General features: G+C 36.2%; 19 protein-coding genes. 6 read left to right on the top strand and 13 right to left on the bottom strand.

Annotated elements, in window-relative coordinates; translation table 11 throughout:
• Window positions 1–86: 86 nt before the first annotated feature.
• On the top strand, window positions 87–998 hold the full coding sequence (rbsU, locus tag AC0GLY_RS06075; RefSeq protein ID WP_496611278.1) for a ribose/proton symporter RbsU: 912 nt from the start codon (window positions 87–89) through the stop codon (window positions 996–998).
• A 43-nt stretch (window positions 999–1,041) separates the two neighbouring features.
• Here rbsU and AC0GLY_RS06070 read toward each other — a convergent pair whose 3' ends face one another.
• Complete coding sequence (locus AC0GLY_RS06070) at window positions 1,042–1,476, bottom strand: hypothetical protein (protein ID WP_496611277.1); 435 nt, start codon at window positions 1,474–1,476, stop codon at window positions 1,042–1,044.
• A 14-nt stretch (window positions 1,477–1,490) separates the two neighbouring features.
• On the bottom strand, window positions 1,491–2,930 hold the full coding sequence (rlmD, locus tag AC0GLY_RS06065; RefSeq protein WP_496611276.1) for a 23S rRNA (uracil(1939)-C(5))-methyltransferase RlmD: 1,440 nt from the start codon (window positions 2,928–2,930) through the stop codon (window positions 1,491–1,493).
• A 128-nt stretch (window positions 2,931–3,058) separates the two neighbouring features.
• Between rlmD and AC0GLY_RS06060 the strand changes: the two genes are divergently transcribed.
• A complete protein-coding gene (locus AC0GLY_RS06060; protein ID WP_496611275.1) occupies window positions 3,059–3,715 on the top strand; it encodes an ABC transporter ATP-binding protein in 657 nt (218 codons plus the stop codon).
• The gene (locus AC0GLY_RS06055) at window positions 3,708–4,469 is read left to right on the top strand and encodes an ABC transporter permease (RefSeq protein WP_496611274.1); all 762 of its coding nucleotides are present in this window, start codon (window positions 3,708–3,710) and stop codon (window positions 4,467–4,469) included. The genes AC0GLY_RS06060 and AC0GLY_RS06055 overlap by 8 nt, the downstream gene beginning before the upstream one ends.
• 49 nt (window positions 4,470–4,518) lie before the next feature.
• On the opposite strand, the gene AC0GLY_RS06050 is transcribed toward AC0GLY_RS06055, so the two are convergent.
• From AC0GLY_RS06050 to AC0GLY_RS06010, 9 genes are all read right to left on the bottom strand, one after another.
• Complete coding sequence (locus tag AC0GLY_RS06050; protein ID WP_496611273.1) at window positions 4,519–5,448, bottom strand: NADP-dependent oxidoreductase; 930 nt, start codon at window positions 5,446–5,448, stop codon at window positions 4,519–4,521.
• A gap of 138 nt (window positions 5,449–5,586) precedes the next feature.
• On the bottom strand, window positions 5,587–6,513 hold the full coding sequence (locus AC0GLY_RS06045) for an ABC transporter ATP-binding protein (protein WP_496612265.1): 927 nt from the start codon (window positions 6,511–6,513) through the stop codon (window positions 5,587–5,589).
• Window positions 6,506–7,555 (bottom strand): ABC transporter ATP-binding protein, encoded by a 1,050-nt coding sequence (locus AC0GLY_RS06040; protein ID WP_496611272.1) that lies wholly within the window; start codon window positions 7,553–7,555, stop codon window positions 6,506–6,508. The genes AC0GLY_RS06045 and AC0GLY_RS06040 overlap by 8 nt, the downstream gene beginning before the upstream one ends.
• Before the next feature lie 14 nt (window positions 7,556–7,569).
• A complete protein-coding gene (locus AC0GLY_RS06035; protein ID WP_496611271.1) occupies window positions 7,570–8,589 on the bottom strand; it encodes an ABC transporter permease in 1,020 nt (339 codons plus the stop codon).
• Window positions 8,589–9,521 (bottom strand): oligopeptide ABC transporter permease, encoded by a 933-nt coding sequence (gene opp3b / locus AC0GLY_RS06030; RefSeq protein WP_496611270.1) that lies wholly within the window; start codon window positions 9,519–9,521, stop codon window positions 8,589–8,591. The genes AC0GLY_RS06035 and opp3b overlap by 1 nt, the downstream gene beginning before the upstream one ends.
• 10 nt (window positions 9,522–9,531) lie before the next feature.
• The gene (locus tag AC0GLY_RS06025) at window positions 9,532–11,181 is read right to left on the bottom strand and encodes a peptide ABC transporter substrate-binding protein (RefSeq protein ID WP_496611269.1); all 1,650 of its coding nucleotides are present in this window, start codon (window positions 11,179–11,181) and stop codon (window positions 9,532–9,534) included.
• Window positions 11,182–11,417: 236 nt separating this feature from the next.
• Window positions 11,418–12,830, bottom strand: coding sequence for an amino acid permease (locus tag AC0GLY_RS06020; RefSeq protein WP_496611268.1), 1,413 nt, complete (start codon window positions 12,828–12,830; stop codon window positions 11,418–11,420).
• 189 nt (window positions 12,831–13,019) lie between these two features.
• The gene (locus AC0GLY_RS06015) at window positions 13,020–13,811 is read right to left on the bottom strand and encodes a DUF6198 family protein (RefSeq protein ID WP_496611267.1); all 792 of its coding nucleotides are present in this window, start codon (window positions 13,809–13,811) and stop codon (window positions 13,020–13,022) included.
• A gap of 21 nt (window positions 13,812–13,832) precedes the next feature.
• Window positions 13,833–14,846 carry a zinc-dependent alcohol dehydrogenase family protein gene (locus AC0GLY_RS06010; RefSeq protein ID WP_496612264.1) on the bottom strand — a complete coding sequence of 338 codons (1,014 nt, stop codon included), beginning with the start codon at window positions 14,844–14,846 and terminating at the stop codon, window positions 13,833–13,835.
• 353 nt (window positions 14,847–15,199) lie between these two features.
• Between AC0GLY_RS06010 and rbsK the strand changes: the two genes are divergently transcribed.
• Window positions 15,200–16,825 (top strand): ribokinase, encoded by a 1,626-nt coding sequence (gene rbsK, locus AC0GLY_RS06005; RefSeq protein ID WP_496611266.1) that lies wholly within the window; start codon window positions 15,200–15,202, stop codon window positions 16,823–16,825.
• A 63-nt stretch (window positions 16,826–16,888) separates the two neighbouring features.
• Window positions 16,889–17,137, top strand: coding sequence for a hypothetical protein (locus AC0GLY_RS06000; RefSeq protein WP_496611265.1), 249 nt, complete (start codon window positions 16,889–16,891; stop codon window positions 17,135–17,137).
• Between the two features lie 78 nt (window positions 17,138–17,215).
• On the opposite strand, the gene ribB is transcribed toward AC0GLY_RS06000, so the two are convergent.
• Window positions 17,216–17,836 (bottom strand): 3,4-dihydroxy-2-butanone-4-phosphate synthase, encoded by a 621-nt coding sequence (gene ribB, locus AC0GLY_RS05995; protein ID WP_496611264.1) that lies wholly within the window; start codon window positions 17,834–17,836, stop codon window positions 17,216–17,218.
• Window positions 17,837–18,128: 292 nt separating this feature from the next.
• Here ribB and AC0GLY_RS05990 point away from each other — a divergent pair, with 292 nt between their 5' ends.
• Entirely contained in the window at window positions 18,129–19,319 is a 1,191-nt protein-coding gene (locus tag AC0GLY_RS05990; protein ID WP_496611263.1) for an ammonium transporter, read from the top strand.
• A gap of 125 nt (window positions 19,320–19,444) precedes the next feature.
• Here AC0GLY_RS05990 and map read toward each other — a convergent pair whose 3' ends face one another.
• Entirely contained in the window at window positions 19,445–20,242 is a 798-nt protein-coding gene (gene map, locus AC0GLY_RS05985; protein ID WP_496611262.1) for a type I methionyl aminopeptidase, read from the bottom strand.
• Window positions 20,243–20,276: the final 34 nt, after the last annotated feature.

The following is a 20,276-nucleotide window of genomic DNA, read 5'->3' as shown; positions in this document are numbered from 1 at the left end:
ATCGCTTTCATATAAATATTTAGTGCGTTATAATAAATATGTTATATAATTAAATTAACAACAGAAAAATATTGGAGGACGTAAGAATGTTAGCTTTATTAATCGGGCTTATTCCAATTCTTGGTTGGGGTTTTTTCCCCACAGTTTCATCAAAAATCGGTGGTAAACCTTCAAATCAAATTTTAGGTGCTACAATGGGAGCTGTAATTGTGGCCTTTATTGTATTCTTGGTCACAGGTTGTGGATTCCCAATGGGTTGGAACCTAGTTTTCGGAATCATGTCTGGACTTGGTTGGGGCTTTGGTCAAATCATGGCCTTTAAAGGTTATTCTTTGGTAGGATCATCTCGAGTTATGCCAATTACAACGGCACTTCAATTAATTGTAACTGCTCTTTGGGGAGCCTTTGCACTAAGTAGCTGGCCAGGAGCTATGCATAAATTTATTGGAATTGTTGCTCTATTGGTAATTATTCTTGGTGCTACTTTAACTACTTGGAGTTCTAATAAAGAAAATACTAACGTAGCTGCTTTAAGAAAAGCTACGATTTATCAAGTAATTGGTGTCATTGGATACTGGTTATACTCAGCTGCTCCTCAACTTGAAAACCTTGATTGGGCACGTGGCTTTATTCCTAGAACTGCTCCTATGAGTGGACTAGAAGCTTTCTTACCCCAAACTATTGGGATGTTATTAATGGCTGTAATTTACGGATTGATGAATCTCAAATCAGAAAATACATTTAAAGAAGCTGTTTCTTACAAACAAATTATTGCTGGATTCTTCTTTGGAATTGCAGCATTAGCATACTTAGTTGCTGCTCAACCAGAATTCTTAGGCTTATCAACTGCATTTGTTCTTTCACAAGTTAGTGTTGTACTTGCTACTCTTAGTGGAATTTACATGCTTCACCAAAAGAAAACACCAAAGGAAATGGTTGCAACTCTTATTGGTTTAGCTTTGATTATCATTGCTGCAACAGTCACTGCTTTCTTATAAATTAAAAAACAAAAAAATCTTCTTCATTTCGAAGAAGATTTTTTTATTTGACTTTAACTTTGAAATAATGATTTTTAACTAACAATTTAAGTGAATTAGGATTTTCTGGTTGATAACCCAGATTTTGTAGATGTCTAAAGTACATTAAGTTGTATAAAAATCCCCAGATAATGTGGAAAAGGAAGCTAAGTGATTCAGAAGCACTATATAAATCGATGCCTGTTACAAACGTAATAAGCATTGTGAAAAACATCTGCACTCCAATCATACAAGCTAGATTATACCAATCAGCCCGTAAAATGGCTGGTAAAATTCCAAAGAAAAGGGAAGTATACGAAAATCCAACTTTATTTACTTTCACGGTTCCTTGATCATTAACTACAATTGCATAATTACTAGGTAAGAAGGGGAAAATTCCGTTCTTTTTTTGTTCATCTTGATTGTTATCATCGTTATTTCCATTGAAAAATGGATCCATAGAGCAAGCTCCTCCTATTTTTTAAGGGTAAATTTAACGACTATTTCGACGTGAGGGGTTTGAGGCATCATGTCAATTGGCTGTAAATAATCAACGTTATATGATTTCGTTAATTGAACTAAGTTTTGGGCTAAAGTTGATTGGTTACATGAAACATACACAAATTTTTCGGGACGAGTTTGTAAAATTGTATCAATTAAAGTTTGATCCAAGCCAACTCGTGGGGGATCAACTACTAGAGCAGTTGGATGCCAACCGGCAGCCATCCATTGTGGCAACACATCTTCAGCCTTTCCATAAAAGTATTCAGCATTATCAATATGATTAAGCTTGGCATTTTCGTTAGCATCATCAATAGCTTCTTTAATGGTATCCATACCTCGAACTTCAGCAACTTGGTTTGCTAAAGTTAAACCGATTGTACCTACTCCAGAATAAGCGTCAACTAAATAATCGTTTTCATCAAGATCTAATGCTTCTCCAGCTAAATGATAAAGCTTTGGGGTCATGATTGAGTTCAATTGTAAGAAAGCTCGAGGTGATAAGTCAAATGATAACCCATCGATTTTTTCGGTAATTATTTCATTACCAGCTAAATGAATGGTATCTTCACCCCAAATCAATGGTGTATCGCCGGGGTTAACGTTTTGCATGATTGAAGTGACCTCAGGAAGTTCTTCCGCAATTCGCATAATTAACTTTTGTTTCTTGATTAACTTGTTTGAATTGGTAATAAAGACCACTTGAACGTCATTAGTATTTAAAGCAGCACGTACTACAATAGTTTTTAAAATTCCCGAATTGGATTTTTCGTCATAAGTTGGAATTTCAAAGTCTTCAACCATATTAACTACCGCTCGCATAACTTTCATTGTTAAGGGATATTGGACTGAACAAGTGGGCATATTGACTACTTCATGAGTTCCTTCTTTGTATAACCCAGCAATTATGTATCCCTCTGCAGTAGTCCGAACTTGAAATGCTGCTTTATTTCGATATTCGTAAGGATTTTCCATTCCAATTGTAGGACGAACATCATATTTTTCAAAACCACGAGGATGGTAGCGACTAAGTGCTTGTTTAACTAAGTCACGTTTGAATTTTAGCTGTTGGCTGTACTCTAAATCTTCAAGTTCAAAACCACCAACTTCACTAGCATAAGAATCACGAGGTTCAACTCGGAATTTGCTCTTTTTATCAATTTGGACAACTTTTCCACGAAGAAATTTTGGTTGAATATCTGTGATATCAGCTTGAACTACTTCAGTAGGGAGAGCCCCCGGAATAAAAATTAATTTTCGACGGTAATAGCCGACCCCTTCCCCGTTAATCCCCAAACGTTTGATAGTGACAGTCACGCGTTGGTGTAATTTAACCTGTACACCTGAATTGGGACTTCGATGCTGATTAAAGTTACCCCGTTTAGGACGATAATTACTATTTTCGTTTCTCATTTTTTCTCCTTTATTTGAATCAATTAATCTAATTATATCATGATAACGATAAACTTCAGTAATTGTCATTTTTCTTGGTTTTAAATATAGCGTATAATTATAATATATTTAGACATAGGAGAAGAAAAATGGGACAGTTAGAGACTAGACAGCTTTGTTACGATATTGATCAAAAACAAATTATCAAAGACATTAATTTTTCAGTTGAAAAAGCTGATATTGTTACAATTACGGGGCCTTCTGGAAGTGGAAAGTCAACGTTTGCGAAACTCCTAGCTTCATTATTGACGCCTACTTCTGGAGCCGTTTATTTTGAAGGTACTAATATTAAGGAACTAAATTCAGTTTCATATCGGCGAGAAGTATCTTATGCTGTACAACAACCAACTTTATTTGGTGATACGGTTCGCGAAAATTTGGAATTTCCATATATGATTCGAAAGAAACCCTTTGATGAACAGCATGCAATTAAAGCTCTTCAAACGGTAGATTTAGGTGCTGATGATTTAGATCGACAGGTTACTAGCCTGTCGGGTGGTGAAAAACAACGAATTGCCTTGTTGCGAAACGTGATGTTTGTACCGAAAGTGTTGATTTTAGACGAAGTAACCACTGGTCTAGATAATAGTAGTAAAGCTAGTGTGCACAAGATGATTGATTATTTTAACGTTAAACATTCCGTCACAATTATTATGATTACACATGATGATGAAGAACTTAAACTAGCGAAACATCTATATGAAATTACTGATGGACAAATAAAGGAGGTGCGTAACGATGAGTAATTTAATTGTTTCTAACACTGCGCTTGCCTTAACGGGGGTATTTGTATTATTTGCACTATGGATTGGCTATAAAGAAGATTTGGGGATTGCTAAATCTTTAATTGTTGCAACCGTTCGTTGTGTTGTCCAATTATTTATCGTTGGTTATGTCTTAAAATACGTTTTCAAAATTGATAACTGGTTTTTAACCATTACTTTAATTTGTATTATTATCTTTAATGGAGCATTTAATGCCAAAGGACGAAGTAATGGGTTAGCACATTCTTTTCAAATTTCCTTAACGGCCATTGCTACCAGTACCATTGTTATTTTGTTAGTGTTGGTATTAGATGGGTCAGTTAAATTTATTCCTTCCCAGATCATTCCAATTACAGGAATGATTGTTAGTAATTCGATGGTTGCGATGGGACTTTGCTTTCGGACGATGAGTTCGATGTTTAAGGATCGGCGTTCTCAAGTCATGGAAATGTTAGCTTTAGGGGCTACACCTATGATGGCAAGCAAGAATATTATTCGTGATTCAATTAAAACAGGTTTACAGCCAACCATTGATACTGCCAAAACGGTTGGATTGGTGGCTTTACCAGGAATGATGTCAGGAATGATTTTTGCTGGGGCAGATCCAGTCTTAGCCATTAAGTATCAAATCATGGTAACTTTTATGTTATTAGGAATTACGTCAATTAGTTCGATAATTGGCTGTTACATGGGGTATAAGAGTTTCTTTAATCGTTACGCCCAACTAGTTAGATAAGCAAAAAGACGTCTTTAGGAATTGACCTAAAGGCGTCTTTAATTTTCTATTATTTATTAAAATCGATAATTAGTTTACCCACGGCGTGATGACTTTGACTCGTTTCAATTGCTTTACGGATTCCAGCAACTGAAAAGGGGAAAGTTTCACTAATGATAACTTTGACTTTGTCATTAGCAATCATATCGACGATTGGTTGTAAATCGAGATGGTTGAAGTCCGCATTTTCATCAATTACTCGGATATGCTTTTGGTTTGCTAATTCATCAGCCTTGGCACCTAACGTCGAAACGAGAAGGCCTTCCTCTTTAAGTACAACAAAATCATCACTAACACTTTCACCACCAATGGTATCAAAGACGACATCAAGGTCCTGCAAAACATCTTTGATGTTTGTTGTGTGATAATCAATGACTTGATCAGCACCTAATGAGAGCAACAACTCTCTATTTTTAGCACTGGCAGTGGTGTAAACAGTTGCTCCAATTTGATGGAGTAATTGAATTCCAAAAGTTCCTAAACCTCCAGCTCCACCTTGAATTAAAACTTTTTGTCCAGGAATAATATGAGCATGATTAAAAATTCCTTGCCAAATAGTCATTGCTGCTTCTGGGATTCCAGCTCCGGTGACAAAATCAATATTATCAGGCAAAAGGGCTAAGCGATTTGGTTTGGCGGCGATGTATTGTGCAGATGCTCCCGTTAACGTAAATCCAGTGACACGGTCACCAACTTTAAATTCCTGGACATCTTTACCAACTTTGATGATTACCCCCGCAAAGTCGGAGTTAGTAATGACAGGGAAGGTTAATTTTAACCAGCTTTGAACCATTCCCTCAGCGATTTTCCAATCAAATGGATTAATTCCTTCTGCTCGTGTTTCAACTAAAACCTCGTCATCATTAATTTGTGGTTTCTCAACTTCTAATTCTGTGATGTTTTCGGGACCACCATATGCTTTAATTCCAAATGCTTTCATAATTGCTCCTTTTTATTTTCGGATAAATTATCATCCTTACCAGCTTAAGCATAGTTCTTTAAGACCTTTCGTTAAAACAATATGACTCAAAAAAGCCCACTTAACGTTAATTCGTTAAGCAGGCTTTTAAGTTATTGGTTATTTAAATGAAGCAGCAGTTGCTTCATCACAGTATAAGAAGTGTCCAGGAAGGGCCTCTCTTAAGGCTTCACCTTCTTTGAAAGGATTGCTGTGATCAAAGGTTTTAATCTGATGACTTTTTTCTAATTCAGGATCGGGAATTGGAACTGCCGATAATAAACTTTGAGTATAAGGATGAAGGGGATGATTATAAACCTCTTCGGTATCAGATAACTCAACAATCTTACCCTTGTAAAGAACAGCGATTCGATCACTAATATATTTAACCATAGATAAATCATGTGCAATAAATAAGTAAGTAAGCCCTTTTTCTTCTTGAATATCTTGTAATAAGTTAACTACTTGTGCTTGAATCGAAACATCAAGGGCTGAAATTGGCTCGTCAGCAATGATGAATGATGGTTGGACAGCTAAAGCACGAGCAATTCCAATTCGTTGTCGTTGTCCCCCAGAAAATTCGTGGGGATAACGGTTAGCAAATTCTGGATTTAAGTTAACTTGTTTAAGCAAAGCGCGAACTTGGCGATCACGATCTTCACTATCCTTAGCTAAACCATGAATATCAATTCCTTCAGCAATGATATCTTTAACTTTCATCCGAGGGTCTAGGGAAGCATAGGGATCTTGGAAGATCATTTGTAAGTTTTTTCGAAAATCTTTTAACTGACTGTTTTTAAGTTTAGCAATATCTTGGCCTTCAAAGTCAATTTCACCACTAGTTGGATCGTAAAGGCGAATAATACTACGTCCTGTAGTTGTTTTACCAGAACCAGACTCACCAACTAAACCTAAAGTTTCACCTTCATAAATATCAAATGAAATGTCATCTACCGCTTTAACTTCGTCTTTTTTACCCTCGTTAAAATATTGTTTTAAATGACGGACTTTAACGGCTACTTTACGCTTATCTTTTTCATTAGCCATCATTTTCACCTCTTGCTGGTTTGTATTTTTTACGTCGATTTTGGATTGAAACAGGGGGCACCACTTTAGGAGCACGAGGATCTAATAACCAAGTGGCTGCATAATGGGTATCGGTTACTTTAAAGTATGGTGGTTGTAAACGCTTATCAATTGCTAAGGCAAATTCATTTCGAGGAGCAAAAGCATCACCCTTTGGGGGATTAATTAAGTTAGCTGGAGTTCCTGGAATGGCTTTTAAACGTTTTCCCTTGATATCTAAAGTAGGCATGGAATCTAACAAGCCCCAAGTGTAAGGGTGTTTTGGATCATAATAAATTTCATCAGTTGTTCCGTATTCAATAATTTTACCTGCATACATCACTGCCACACGATCAGCAATTCCAGCTACCACTCCTAAATCATGAGTAATGAAAATGATTGAGGTTCCAATTTTCTTTTGGAGATCTTTTAATAATTTAATAATTTGAGCTTGGACGGTCACATCTAAAGCAGTAGTTGGTTCATCGGCAATTAAAATTTCCGGATTGTCGATAATTGCCATAGCAATTACAATCCGTTGACGCTGTCCACCAGAGAACTGGTGAGGATAATCACCCATTCGATTAGCGGCATTGGGAATTCCCACTAGTTCAAGCACTTCTTGGGCACGTTTCATGGCAGCTGCTTTGTCGGCATTTTTATGCACGAGTAGTGGTTCTGCAACTTGCTTACCAATTGGCATCGTTGGATCAAGCGATGTCATTGGATCTTGGAAAATCATTGAAATATCTTTTCCCCGAATTTGATCCATGTCTTTGGGGGATAATTTAAGCAAATCTTGATCATGAAATTTAATTTCTCCACCAGTTACAATGGCATTCTTAGCATAAAGTTGAATCACGCTTCGAACCGTTACTGATTTACCAGAACCTGATTCACCAACTAACGCCAAAGTTTCTCCCTTATTAAGGTCGAAACTAACGTCACGAATGGCATGAACAGTTCCATTTAAGGTTGTAAAATCAACTTTTAAATCTTTAACTTCTAAAACTTTTTCGGTCATCAGGAGTCTCCTTTCTAATCAGATTGGGGATCGAATGCATCACGCATTCCATCACCGACTAAGTTGGTTGTAATCATAATCAAACTCAAGATGATTGCTGGAATCCACATTTGGTAAGGCAAGAAGTGAAACGCTTTTTGTCCATCATTCATCAAAGTACCAAGTGAGGCATTTGGTGCAGGAATTCCAATTCCGATAAAGCTTAGGAAGGCTTCAAAGAAGATTGCGGTAGGAATTGAAAACATAGTTTGAATAATAATTGTTGAACTAAGGTTTGGAATTAAATGTTTTGTTGCAATTTTCCATTTTGATTCACCTAAAGTTTTGGAAGCTAATACATATTCGTTTTCTTTAAGTTTGAAAACTTGGGCTCTAATTAAACGTGCCATAGTAATCCAACCAGTAAAGGCAATGGCAATGATGATTGAAGTTAATCCAGGTTTTAAAACAACAAGTAACAAAATTACGATGATTAGGTCGGGAACTGATGAGATGATTTCGATAATCCGTTGTAAGAAGGTATCAACTCGTTCACTAGCTAAACCAGAAATGATTCCATAAGGAACCCCAATTACTAAATCAAGTAAAGTTGCGACCATTGCAACAATGATTGAAAGCCGAGTTCCATAAAGGATTCTGGAAAATAAGTCACGACCAAGGTAATCAGTTCCAAAAATATAATAAGTTCCATCAGGAACATGAGCAGCCTTATAAGCATCAATGGTATGGCCACCAACACTTTCCATTCCATTCATTCCAGGAATATTTAAGTTACCTAATTTAGGCGGTAAGTTTGCAAATAAAACATGTTGTGCGTTTGGATCAGTTGGTAAGAAAGCAGGTCCAAGAAAGGCAATTAAAATAATAAAAACTAAGACAACTGACGCAACCATGGCAATTTTATTGTGAAAGAAGCGTCGTTTAACATCTTGAAAGTAAGTTCTTGAAGCACCGAATACCTCAGTTGGGATATTGGATAAATCATTACTTAGATATTGAAATTCGGTTTCCTGTGGTGGTAAGTTAGCTTGCATTATGCTTTTCCTCCTCTACCTAATCTAATTCGTGGATCGATAATTCCGTAAAGGATATCAACTACCAAAATGATAATTACCATCAAGAGTGAGTAAAATAAAGTTAACCCCATGATGGTTGGGTAATCATTAGTTAAGATTGATTGTACGAATTGATCTCCAATTCCAGGAATTGAAAAAATTGATTCAACAACCATTGAACCGGTCATAATGGAAACGGCCATTGGTCCAACCACGGTGACAATTGGGATTAAAGAATTACGTAAAGCATGTTTTGTAATTACTTGCCAAGTTGCATCACCTTTGGCTTTGGCTAGTTCAATGTAGTCACTACTTAAAACATCTACCATTTCAGTTCGCATGTAACGAGCAATACTAGCCAATGGAAAGGCTGCTAAAGCTAACGTTGGGAGAATTGAGGAACTGAAGTTATGCCAAAGGGCAACTGGGAACCATTGAAGTTTGTAACCAAGGTAGTATTGAAGCAAGATTGCTAAAACGAAACTGGGAATGGAAATTCCGAGAATTGAAACAATCGTTGCTAAGGCATCAACCCAAGTGTTTTTCTTAATGGCAGCAATACTTCCTAGAACAATTCCTAAGAAACTACCGATAATCATCGCTTGAAGCCCAAGTTGCATAGATGGCCCAATGTGATCACCAATCAATTGAGAAACGGGTTGGTTATTGAATTGAAAAGATGTGCCTAAGTCACCATGAAGTAGGCCACCTAAATATTTAAAGTATTGAACGTATTCTGGTTTGTCAAAACCATACTTATGATTCATAACAGTTAATTGAGCGGGACTCATTTTAGCTTGATTAGTATATGGAGTTCCTGGTAAAGCCTTCATCATGAAAAATGTAATCGAGGCAATAATCAATAATGTTAAAAATAAGTAGAAAATACGCTTAAGGATATATTTTGTCATTATTTACCTCCTATTTTTTGTATGCAGCACCCATATCGTAGATTCCAGTTGGGGTAATGTTAAATCCTTTAGTATCTGGCTTAGTTAAAGCAGCCCCATTATCTTGGTAAGTTGTGATAACCCCTTGTTCTTTAGTCAAGATGTGTTGGGCTTTTAACATGTCATTCCAGCGAGCTTCTGGATTATTAGCATCGGTAGTTTCCGCTTTTTTAACAGCTTTGTCATAGTCTTTGTTAGACCAACTACCATCGTTGTTTGAATTGCCAGTCGTTTGAAGATCTAAGAAGTTGGATGGATCTGGATAATCAGCAACCCAAGCACTGGTAACCATGTCAAAGTTCTTACTAGTTTGTCTTTGAAGTCGGGTCTTAAAGGGTACACTACTAATTGTAAGATGGAAACCTGGTAAGTCTTTTTCCATGTTATTTTGAAGGTATTCCGCCATTTTCTTCGTGGTATCTGTGTTATCAGCGGTAAGGGTCAAGTTAACTTCTTTTTGACCAGTTTCCTTCAAACCTTCTTGCCAAAGTTTTTTAGCAAGCTCAGGATTGTATTCCGTGTATTTCCGGTCAGCAACCGCTGAAGGTTCACTAGTGAAATCAACTCCTGTTTTGGGATTATAACTCATTTTTGAAGGCACTAAACTATGCGCTGGAATTCCAGTCTTCCCTAAAATAATGTCACATAGTTCATCACGATTGATCGTCATCGACATGGCTTGACGAAGTTTTTTGTTCTTTAAGAATGGATGTGCTTTTTCATTTAATTCAAGGAAGTAGGTCCCGTTATTTGGAGTGGTTTTGAAGTCTTTATTATGTGAAAGTTGACGAGCAGAATCACCACTTAAATCAGCATAACGATCAAGCACATTCGTATCATATAAGTTTAGTCCAGTATTTGGGTCAGCAATGTAATAGTATTTAAGTTTGTTAAGTTTGACGTGTTTAGCATTCCAGTATGATTTATTCTTAACTTCATGCCATTCGGAATCTCCAACTTTCCAGTTTTCGAGTTTGAAAGGTCCGTTAAAAATCATTCCTTTGCTAGTTAAACCGTATTGATCACCCATTTTATCAACTGCTTTTTTGTTAATTGGAAGGAACTGTGCTCCACTTACTAAAGTATTGAAGTAGGGAATCGGATGATCCAAGGTAATTTGAAGTTTGTACTTACCTAAAGCTTTAATTCCTAATGTATCAGGAGCTTTTTTGCCAGCGACGATATCATCAGCATTTTTAATGCCACTATAGATATATGAATATTGTGACCCAGTCTTTGGATCACAAATTCGGCGCCAAGCATAAACGAAATCGTTGGCGGTTACGGGATCACCGTTTGACCATTTCGTATGTTTTAAGTCAATGGTATATTTTTTCCCACCATCAGTTGGTTTAGCAATTGATTTTGCTACTCCTGGTTCTAGTTTTTTGCCTGTATAACGATAGAGACCATCCATGGTGTTGTTTAAGTTTTGTGCACCATATTGATCGGTATTAAGACTTGAATCCATGGTGCTAATGGTTGCTTTAGAACTAACTGCCATGGTCTTATCTTTCGGTGAACTACTATCGTGCTTCTGGGCACCACACCCAGTTAACACCAAAGCAGAAACACCGATGATTGCAAATGAAATTAACTTGCTATAAGGTAAGCCTTTCATCGTGTACCACCTCCATAAAATTTAAAAACTTAAGTTTCTATTAATCATAGGTCAAATATTAAAAAATGTAAATGAAATTTCTTAATATTAAGCATGACAAATTAATTTTTAATATTTAAAATGATAGATGTTGGGTTATGTTACACCAGAACTATGATTAAAATCCGAACTATGATATCATGCAAAATTTGCAGCAAAAAAAGTAATCTCAACTGAGATTACTTTTTTTAAGCTAATTATTTATTTAAAACTGAATGTTTTCGACCGTATGCAAAGTAGAAGATCATTCCTAAGATTAACCAAACAAGGAACCGTAGCCAAGTTTCCCAGTTCAATCCAGCAATTAAAACTAGACAGAATAAAATTGCCATAATTGGTGTGAAAGGAACAAAGGGAGTTTTGAAACCTCTTTTTGCTTTAGGTTGTGTGTGTCTCATTACTAAAACTCCGGCTGAAACTAAGATAAAGGCTGATAATGTTCCAATATTTACTAGTTCTGCTAAAATATTTAGGTTAATGAAGCCACCTGCTAAAGCAGTTACAATTCCAAAGAACCAAGTTACTACGAAAGGAGTTTTTCTTTTAGAATCAACTTTACTAAATACTTTGGGAAAGAGACCATCCCGAGCCATTGAGTAACTGATTCTGGATTGACCATAAAGCATTACCAATAAAACGGTGGTCATTCCTAAGATAGCACCTAGACTAACGACCATGGAAAGCCAGCTTTGACCAGTTTTTACTAAAACAGCTAAAATTGGTGCATTAAGGTATTTGCTGTAAACGGTGTATTTAACTACTCCTGTCATAATAAGAGTCATGATAATGTAAAGCACTGTTGAAATAAAAAGTGATAAGAGAATTCCGCGAGGGAGAGTTTTACTTGGGTTGATAGTTTCTTCAGCACTTGAAGAGACGGCATCGAAACCAATAAATGAGAAGAAAACGATTGAAGCAGCTGGAATAATTCCAGCAGCAGTACCGTTGTGAACTGAATACAAACCATAAGGAACAAAGGGATGCCAGTTTGCAGTTTTTATAAACCAAACGGTACAAACGATGAAAAGAATTACTACGGCTAGTTTAATAATTACCATAATATCGTTAACTCGTTTAGTTTGGTTGATTCCCATTGAAAGAATCCAAGTAAGCAGGATAATAATCAAAAAAGCAGGGAGGTTAAAAATGGTATGCACGCCTGAAGTAGTTCCGGCAGCAGCGGTTAAAACCGTTGGGATATGAAGTCCAAAGTTATCAAGTAAGTTTATTAAGTACCCAGACCAACCAACGGAAACGGTGGCAGCTCCTAAGGCATATTCCAGAATCAAATCCCAGCCAATGATAAAGGCAACAATTTCACCAAAAGCAATGTATGAGTAGGTATAAGCTGATCCGGAAATGGGTGCCATTGAAGAGAACTCAGCATAACAAAGTCCAGCAAATCCACAACAGATGGCAGCTAGTAAGAATGAAAGTGCTAGTCCAGGTCCAGCAACTAAGGCACCTTTACCAGTTAGAACGAAAATTCCAGTCCCGATGATGGCACCAATCCCAAGAAAAGTCAGATCCCAAGTTTTCAGAGTTCTTTTTAAGGGAGTTTTTTGTTCTAACAAACCAGTGATGTCTTTTTTTCTAAATAAAGATTTCATTTTTATTCCTCCTTGTTTGTTAAAAATAAAATTTTTATTAATATAGCACGGGTTGGAAAAATATGTCAATGTATTTGATACGACTGTTCATGTAACGAAAACAAACATTGCAAATACCGAAAATTATAACTTTATATAGAATAAAAAAGCGTGCAATCCGAAGATTACACGCTTAAAAATGGTTAAAATTTATTTTTCTTTTTCTTGCTTTGAAATATCATCATCAATATTAGTTGCTACAATTGATTCTTCTAATTTAGGATCAATATCAACGGCTTGATGCTTTAAACTTGGAAAGACTTTTGTATCAGCAATCCCAGTAATATTACCTTGGAATAAGAAAGCAAAGATTGTTCCAATTCCATAATAAGTAAACTGATGTGTAATGGCAAAAGCAATCACTCCCATGATAGTAGGAGGAATGTAAGACGCCCACATTGCTTTTCCAGCAGCTCCTTTGAAGTATTTAAAACGCAAGATTTGCATCAAATCATCAGCAGGATGTAACACAAGGTTAACCCGTTGATAGATTGAAATAGCAATTGCAATTAAAGCAACTCCAAAGAAATTGATTAAAATGTATAGGGTAATTAAGCCAAACGTATGTGCTTCTGGCAACTGAATAGTCGTAGTAAAAAGATTATAAAAGGTTTGGATTAACCATGAGAAAGGAACCATAAAGATTACGTTTCCTAGCGCACGCCCCCAGTCCCAGTGTCCGACCAAGATTGCATTTAAAATAGTAATCACAATCCCTAAAATTAAGAAAGCCCAGAATAAGTTCCAATGAAAAGCAATTCCTAAGTTAGTTTCAGCAGCAGTCCAATAAGCTGATCCTAGAAATGATGGAAAAACCTTGGCACTCGTAACTAAAGTTAACACATTACCCAACGAGTTGATTACTAAGGAAATGATAAAGTAAACAATAGAAGCTTTCATTGAAATTGTACGAGGCGTCTTTTTGGTTTTTTTTACAGCCATATACCTACTCCTCGCAGTTAATTATTTAAGGTTTGGGTTCACAGCAACCACTGTTTTACCAGTTTTAGGGGTAGTGTGATTTAAGACACCTTCAACTTCATCTAAGCTAATTGTATTAGCTTGGTAAGGTTCGATTTTAACGGCACCTGATTCAAGTAATGCAAGTGAGTCTTCAAAAGAATTAGGATTAATCATTGAACCCTTAACTGTTAATTGTTTTTTGAAAATTTCGTAAGTGTTCATTGAGAAAGTTTGACCTGGTTCTCCAACCCCAAACATGAATACTTGGGCACCTTTATTAGTGTGTTCAACTGCTGCTTCTTGAGTTTCTGGTTTACCAACGGCTTCAATTACGACGTCGTAGCCACCAGGAATTTCTTCTTTAGTAGTGTTGATGACGTGATTTAAGTTCAAGTCTTTCTTTTCTTGAGCAAGTAAGTCATCATGACGACCAGTCATAGTAATATCTTGAATACCATAAGCTCTTAATAATTGAGCGAATAATTTAGCCATGTAACCATCACCAATGATTAAAGCATTCATATGTGGTTGGATGTTATCCATGATGTGCATTGTGTGTACACCACAAGAAATTGGTTCTAAGGAACAAGCAGCTTTAAGTGATACAGCATCAGGAACATGGTAAACCACAGTATTTGGAGCGGTAAAGTATTGTTCTAAACCACCATCTCGAGTTACACCAACTGCAGAAAGATTATCACATTCTTCAAAAAGACCGATATGACAGTAGAAACATTTACCACAGTAAATGTTAGGATCAACGGCAACCCGGTCGCCTTTTTTAAAGTTAGTAACATTTTTACCAACTGCTGCAACAACTCCTGAATTTTCGTGACCTAATACGATTGGAGGAACAGCATCAGCTGAACCGGGAAGGCCGTTAAAAAGGGCATTATCAGTTCCACAAATTCCAGCATAAGCAGTTTCAATTAAGATTTCGTCATTCTTAGGGGTTGGAATATCGCGTTCTTCCATTTGCATTTCTTGTTTTCCAGTCATTACTAAAGCTTTCATTTTTTCAGCCATCATAAATCTCCTTTTTTATTGTCTAGTTACGATTTGAGCAAGTATTATCAAAAAAGTAGGTTACGAATCTTGCAAACTTTTTTTGATTTCCTTCCTGCTTTACATATATTAATGTAAGCGATTTCCAAGCTGATTGCAAGGGGGTTACTTTAATTAATATACTTTTCACAAATTTAATATTTAAAAAAAGTTAAAGTGAATCCCATTCTAACAACTAAAAAATCATGATCATATTCAGAAAACTTAATTTATTATTTCACAATCTTTTTAATTAAAAAGATAGCGCTTACATTTTTATTGGAACGAGTTTATAATGAAAATGTGAAGAGGAGGTAATGATAATGAGTAAAAAAATTGTGGTCGTTGGATCGACCAATGTCGATAAAGTACTAAATGTAGAAAAATATGCGCTTCCAGGAGAAACCTTGGCAATTAACACTTACCAACAATCACATGGAGGTGGAAAAGGAGCGAATCAGGCTATTGCAGCTGCTCGTTCTGGTGCTGACACCACGTTTATCACTAAATTAGGTGATGATGAAGATGCTCAGATGATGGTTGAAGGTTTTAAAACTGATGGGATGCACGTTTCTGACTTGATTACGACAACCGAACATGAAACAGGAAAAGCTTACATTACGGTTGACAAGTCAGGACAAAATTCAATTTATGTTTATGGTGGTGCTAATATGGCAATGACACCAACTGATGTAGAGGCACATCAAGACGCCATTATTAACGCCGACTGCGTGATTGCTCAATTGGAAATTCCCGTTGCAGCCATTATTGCAGCATTTAAGATCGCTAAAGCTCATGGGGTTCAAACCATTTTGAATCCAGCTCCGGCTAAACAACTACCGGAAGAATTATTAAAATTAACTGATATTATCACACCTAATGAATCAGAAGCAGCGACGTTAACTGGGATTGAAGTCAGAGATGAAGCTTCGATGTTAGCAAATGCCAACTTTTTCTTTGAAAAAGGAATTAAAATGGTCATTATTACTGTTGGGGGTCGAGGATCATTTTTTGCCACGCCTACCGATCATGCTTTAATTCCACCATTTCCTGCTAAAGTAGTTGACACGACTGCTGCTGGTGACACCTTTATCGGATCATTTGCTTCACAACTTAAACCAGACTTATCTAACATTCGAGAAGCAATGTTATATGCTAGTCATGCTTCTTCACTTACTGTTCAAGTGGCTGGGGCACAGAATTCAATTCCAACTAGAGATGCAATCTTGCATGTTATCAATCAGGATAACATGACAAAAACTGAAATTGAAAAACAAAAAGCTCAGGCTGCTGCCTATGCTGCTAAGCTGGTTCCCAATCATATTGTTTTAGGATTAGGCTCTGGAACGACCGCTGCTTATTTTGTTAAAGCAATTAATCAGCGAATTAATGAGGAAAAGCTTGATATTCAATGCGTGGCAACTTCGGTAGGTACCGAGAAATTAGCTGAAAAACTAGGAATGCGAATGCTTGACGTTAATACAATCGACCAAGTTGATTTGACGGTTGATGGAGCGGATGTTGTTGATCATCAACTAAATGGAATCAAGGGTGGTGGAGCTGCTTTACTTTTTGAAAAGTTAGTTGCAAATATGTCAAAACGAAATATTTGGATTGTTGATCAAAGTAAGTATACAGATTCCTTAGCCGGACACATTTTACCTATTGAAGTTATCCCATTTGGTGGAATGGGGGTATTTCGTTACTTGAAAGAAAATGGATATCAACCAGAATTTCGCTTTAAGGATAATGGTGATATTTTGGAAACTGAATCAGGTAATTATTTAATTAATATTACTATTCCGAAAGATGCTGATTTAGAAAAACTAGCTACTGATTTGAAAAACCAAACTGGTGTAGTAGAACACGGATTGTTCTTGAATATCTGTGATGAACTAATTATTGGTGGGGATCAGATTAAAACGATTAAGCGTTCAGAAATTAAGTGAAATGGTTAAAATTGTGTTAGATTATAGATGTATGGATATTTTAAATTTTTGGAGGTATTAACGATGGAAGAAGTTGCAATTAAAAAAATTATTGTGGGATTAATTCCTTATCAAATCGATAATTCACAAGTGGTTTATAATGATGGTCAAGGAGTGCTTAAATCAAATGATGACATTCTTGATGGTTACATTCGTGATAGTAAAATTATCACAGTTGTAACTCCATCTGACAAAGAAGTTAAACTTGAATATAAAGTTGATGTTCCAAACAAACGGGTTTTAATCAACAATTCAGCTGCTGAATTAGCTTAATTTAAACCAAAAACATCTCTGATGATGATTCTTGCTAGAATCAATTAAAATCAGAGATGTTTTTTTGTTTGGAATAAATTATTTTTGCTTTTTTAGATATTCTTGGAGCTGCTTGATTGTAATAATGGGAAGATTATATTGAATTGACATTAGTTCTAAATATGCTTTTCTGGCCATTCTTCCATCGGGCATGATAATTTCGCAAATTGCTCCAACTGGAGGTTGTCCAGCAAGTTTAGCTAAATCAACTGCTGCTTCGGTATGACCATTACGAGCTAAGACTCCGCCTTCGTTTGCTACTAAGGGGAACATGTGCCCTGGATGTACGAAATCACTGGGACTTGATGTTTGATCGGCTAATTTGTTGATGGTTGCTGTACGATCAAAAGCTGAAACCCCAGTTGTTACACCAGTAGCCTCATAACTTCCATCTAATGATGTATAAAAAGAGGTTTGGTTAATTTCCGTATTATTTTCAACCATCGGTTTTAGATTCAATCGATCAGCAATTTCTTTTGAAATTGGTGCACAAAGTAATCCACGAGCATGCGTAATAATAAAATTAACGCTTTCTGGAGTAATAGTGGCACCTAAACCAACTAGGTCACCTTCGTTTTCCCGATCTTCGTCATCAGAAACGATAATTAAGCCACCGGTGTTTAATCTTGTTAATGCGTCTTCAATCGTTGCATATTTCATAGTTGCCCTACTCCTTTAGATATAAATCCAATAATGTGATTACCAATTAAATTACTTTTATATCATAGCTTAATTAGCAACTATAATCAATGTAAACGACTTTATAGTTCGTGTTTTATTCAAAAAATAGTGCTTTTGTGTTTTTTTATTTAATATTGAACTCAAAAAAAGAACAATTTTGTTAAATTAAATGTAATTTATTTTGATGTCACGATTCATAACATTAAACCTGTTAAAGCAAAAATAAGGCGAATATACTTACTACATTAAGTTTATGAGGGGGATTTGTTTTATGGCAACTAACATTGCGTTTATTTTTGTTTGTTCAGTATTGGTGTTCTTTATGACACCAGGGTTATCTTTTTTTTATGGGGGGATGGTACCTAAAAAACAAGTTAATAACACTTTGATGTCTGTTTTCATCATGTGTAGTATCCCAGTTCTACTTTGGGTAATTTGTGGGTATTCACTTTCTTTTTCTGGTAATCATTGGAATCTAATTGGAGACTTTCACAATTTTATGTTACATAACGTTAAAATGGATGCTGCTTCCGCTTTGACGGGTGGAAAACTAAATAATGTAGCTTTCATTATTTTTCAAATGATGTTTGCAATTATTACGCCAGCTTTATTTGTTGGAGCAATTGTTGGCCGAATGGATTTTAAATTTTTAATTTCATTTGTTGTGTTATGGTCACTTTTTGTTTACTATCCTATGGTGCACATGGTTTGGGGCGGTGGCTTTCTTCAAGGACTTGGTGCATTGGACTTCGCGGGTGGGCTAGTCGTACATATTAATGCAGGAGTTACGGCGTTAATTCTTGCTTGGTTCTTAGGACCTCGACTCATCAAGCAAAATGCTAGCCCAGCTAACTTGAGTTGGGTGGTATTGGGAACTTCAATGTTGTGGGTTGGCTGGTACGGGTTTAATGCTGGGTCAGCTTTAGGAATTAATGGAATTGCAATGCAAGCCATGCTCACTACCACTGTTGCAACTGCTACCGCCATGCTAGTTTGGATTATTTTAGATGTTTGTTTTAAGAAAAATGCTTCATTATTAGGTATTTGTTCAGGAGCCGTTTGTGGATTAGTTGCTATTACACCAGCATGTGGTTATGTAACGATTGCTGGATCAATGATAATTGGCCTAGTAGCGACATTAGCCAGTTATTTATTCATTAACCTCATTAAACCAATTATTAAAATTGACGATACGTTAGATGCCTTTGGCTGTCATGGAATTGCCGGAATTGTTGGCAGTATTTTAACTGGATTATTTGCTAGTAAAACTGTTAATCCTACAATTTCAGAAAGTGGTTTATTAGAAGGTGGATCATGGCATCTGCTTGGCGTACAACTTCTAGCAACGATTTTTACGGTTGTTTTCACAGTCATCGTTGTTTCCTTGATTATTGTAATTCTTAAACGAATTATCAGAATGCGTATTTCCAAAGCGGAGGAAAAACTTCGTGAATTAATGTAAGAATTTTTTATGATGAAATTAATTTTATGATGAAATTAAATAGAAAACCAGCTAGTTTAGATGTTTTCGGTAATCCAAATGAAAAAGCTTGATGAAATTAATCATCAAGCTTTTTCATTTGGAAATTATTTTAATAAGTATTTTGCATCAACGGTGGGGTCTTGTGACGTTAAAATTTTAGGACCATCATTAGTAATTACGAGAGTATGTTCGTATTGAGCTGAAAGCGATCCATCAGCAGTAACGTAATAAGTCCAGTCATCCTTAGCATCATAACGATCTTTGATTTTCCAAGTACCAAGGGTCACCATTGGTTCAATTGTAATTGTCATTCCAGGACGTAAGCGAAGACCCTGGCCCTTTTCCCCATACGCAGGAACAGCTGGATCTTCATGAATAGAAGGTTGAATTCCATGACCAATTAATTCACGAACGTCACCCATGTTATTTTCATCTTCAACATAAGCTTGAATTGCGGCACCAATATCACCAATTCGATTACCAACTTGAGCCTGATCAATTCCTTTGTAAAGAGCAGTTTTGGTAACTTCCATTAACTTTTTGGCTTCTGGACTAACTTCTCCTACGGCATACGTCCAACATGAATCACTTTCAAAGCCATCTTTATTAACACACATATCAACTTTGACTAAATCACCTTTTTTAAGTTTTAATCCCTTGCGAGGGATTCCGTGAGCAACTTCGTCATTGATAGAAATACAAGTCCCAAACTTATAGCCATCAAAGCCCTTTTCAGATGGAGTTGCCCCATGTTCCGTAATATATTTATCAGCGTATTCTTCAATTTTCCAAGTATCTAGGCCTGGTTTGATGAGCTTTTGTAATCCTTGGTGCACTCCAGCTAAAACTGCACCAGATTCAGCCATTTTTTTAATTTCACGATCTGATTTTAATGTAATCAAGTAAATTTCTCCTTTAGTAATGATTTGTTCCCTA

This window comes from Fructilactobacillus sp. YLN 2507 (genome assembly GCF_059614085.1).
This window is presented reverse-complemented; position numbering and strand designations above follow the sequence as displayed.

Coding starts and splice junctions, on each gene's coding strand:
- rbsU (WP_496611278.1), top strand. CDS start 87: ATGTTAGCTTTATTAATCGGGCTTATTCCAATTCTTGGTTGGGGTTTT.
- AC0GLY_RS06070 (WP_496611277.1), bottom strand. CDS start 1,476: ATGGATCCATTTTTCAATGGAAATAACGATGATAACAATCAAGATGAA.
- rlmD (WP_496611276.1), bottom strand. CDS start 2,930: ATGAGAAACGAAAATAGTAATTATCGTCCTAAACGGGGTAACTTTAAT.
- AC0GLY_RS06060 (WP_496611275.1), top strand. CDS start 3,059: ATGGGACAGTTAGAGACTAGACAGCTTTGTTACGATATTGATCAAAAA.
- AC0GLY_RS06055 (WP_496611274.1), top strand. CDS start 3,708: ATGAGTAATTTAATTGTTTCTAACACTGCGCTTGCCTTAACGGGGGTA.
- AC0GLY_RS06050 (WP_496611273.1), bottom strand. CDS start 5,448: ATGAAAGCATTTGGAATTAAAGCATATGGTGGTCCCGAAAACATCACA.
- AC0GLY_RS06045 (WP_496612265.1), bottom strand. CDS start 6,513: ATGGCTAATGAAAAAGATAAGCGTAAAGTAGCCGTTAAAGTCCGTCAT.
- AC0GLY_RS06040 (WP_496611272.1), bottom strand. CDS start 7,555: ATGACCGAAAAAGTTTTAGAAGTTAAAGATTTAAAAGTTGATTTTACA.
- AC0GLY_RS06035 (WP_496611271.1), bottom strand. CDS start 8,589: ATGCAAGCTAACTTACCACCACAGGAAACCGAATTTCAATATCTAAGT.
- opp3b (WP_496611270.1), bottom strand. CDS start 9,521: ATGACAAAATATATCCTTAAGCGTATTTTCTACTTATTTTTAACATTA.
- AC0GLY_RS06025 (WP_496611269.1), bottom strand. CDS start 11,181: ATGAAAGGCTTACCTTATAGCAAGTTAATTTCATTTGCAATCATCGGT.
- AC0GLY_RS06020 (WP_496611268.1), bottom strand. CDS start 12,830: ATGAAATCTTTATTTAGAAAAAAAGACATCACTGGTTTGTTAGAACAA.
- AC0GLY_RS06015 (WP_496611267.1), bottom strand. CDS start 13,811: ATGGCTGTAAAAAAAACCAAAAAGACGCCTCGTACAATTTCAATGAAA.
- AC0GLY_RS06010 (WP_496612264.1), bottom strand. CDS start 14,846: ATGAAAGCTTTAGTAATGACTGGAAAACAAGAAATGCAAATGGAAGAA.
- rbsK (WP_496611266.1), top strand. CDS start 15,200: ATGAGTAAAAAAATTGTGGTCGTTGGATCGACCAATGTCGATAAAGTA.
- AC0GLY_RS06000 (WP_496611265.1), top strand. CDS start 16,889: ATGGAAGAAGTTGCAATTAAAAAAATTATTGTGGGATTAATTCCTTAT.
- ribB (WP_496611264.1), bottom strand. CDS start 17,836: ATGAAATATGCAACGATTGAAGACGCATTAACAAGATTAAACACCGGT.
- AC0GLY_RS05990 (WP_496611263.1), top strand. CDS start 18,129: ATGGCAACTAACATTGCGTTTATTTTTGTTTGTTCAGTATTGGTGTTC.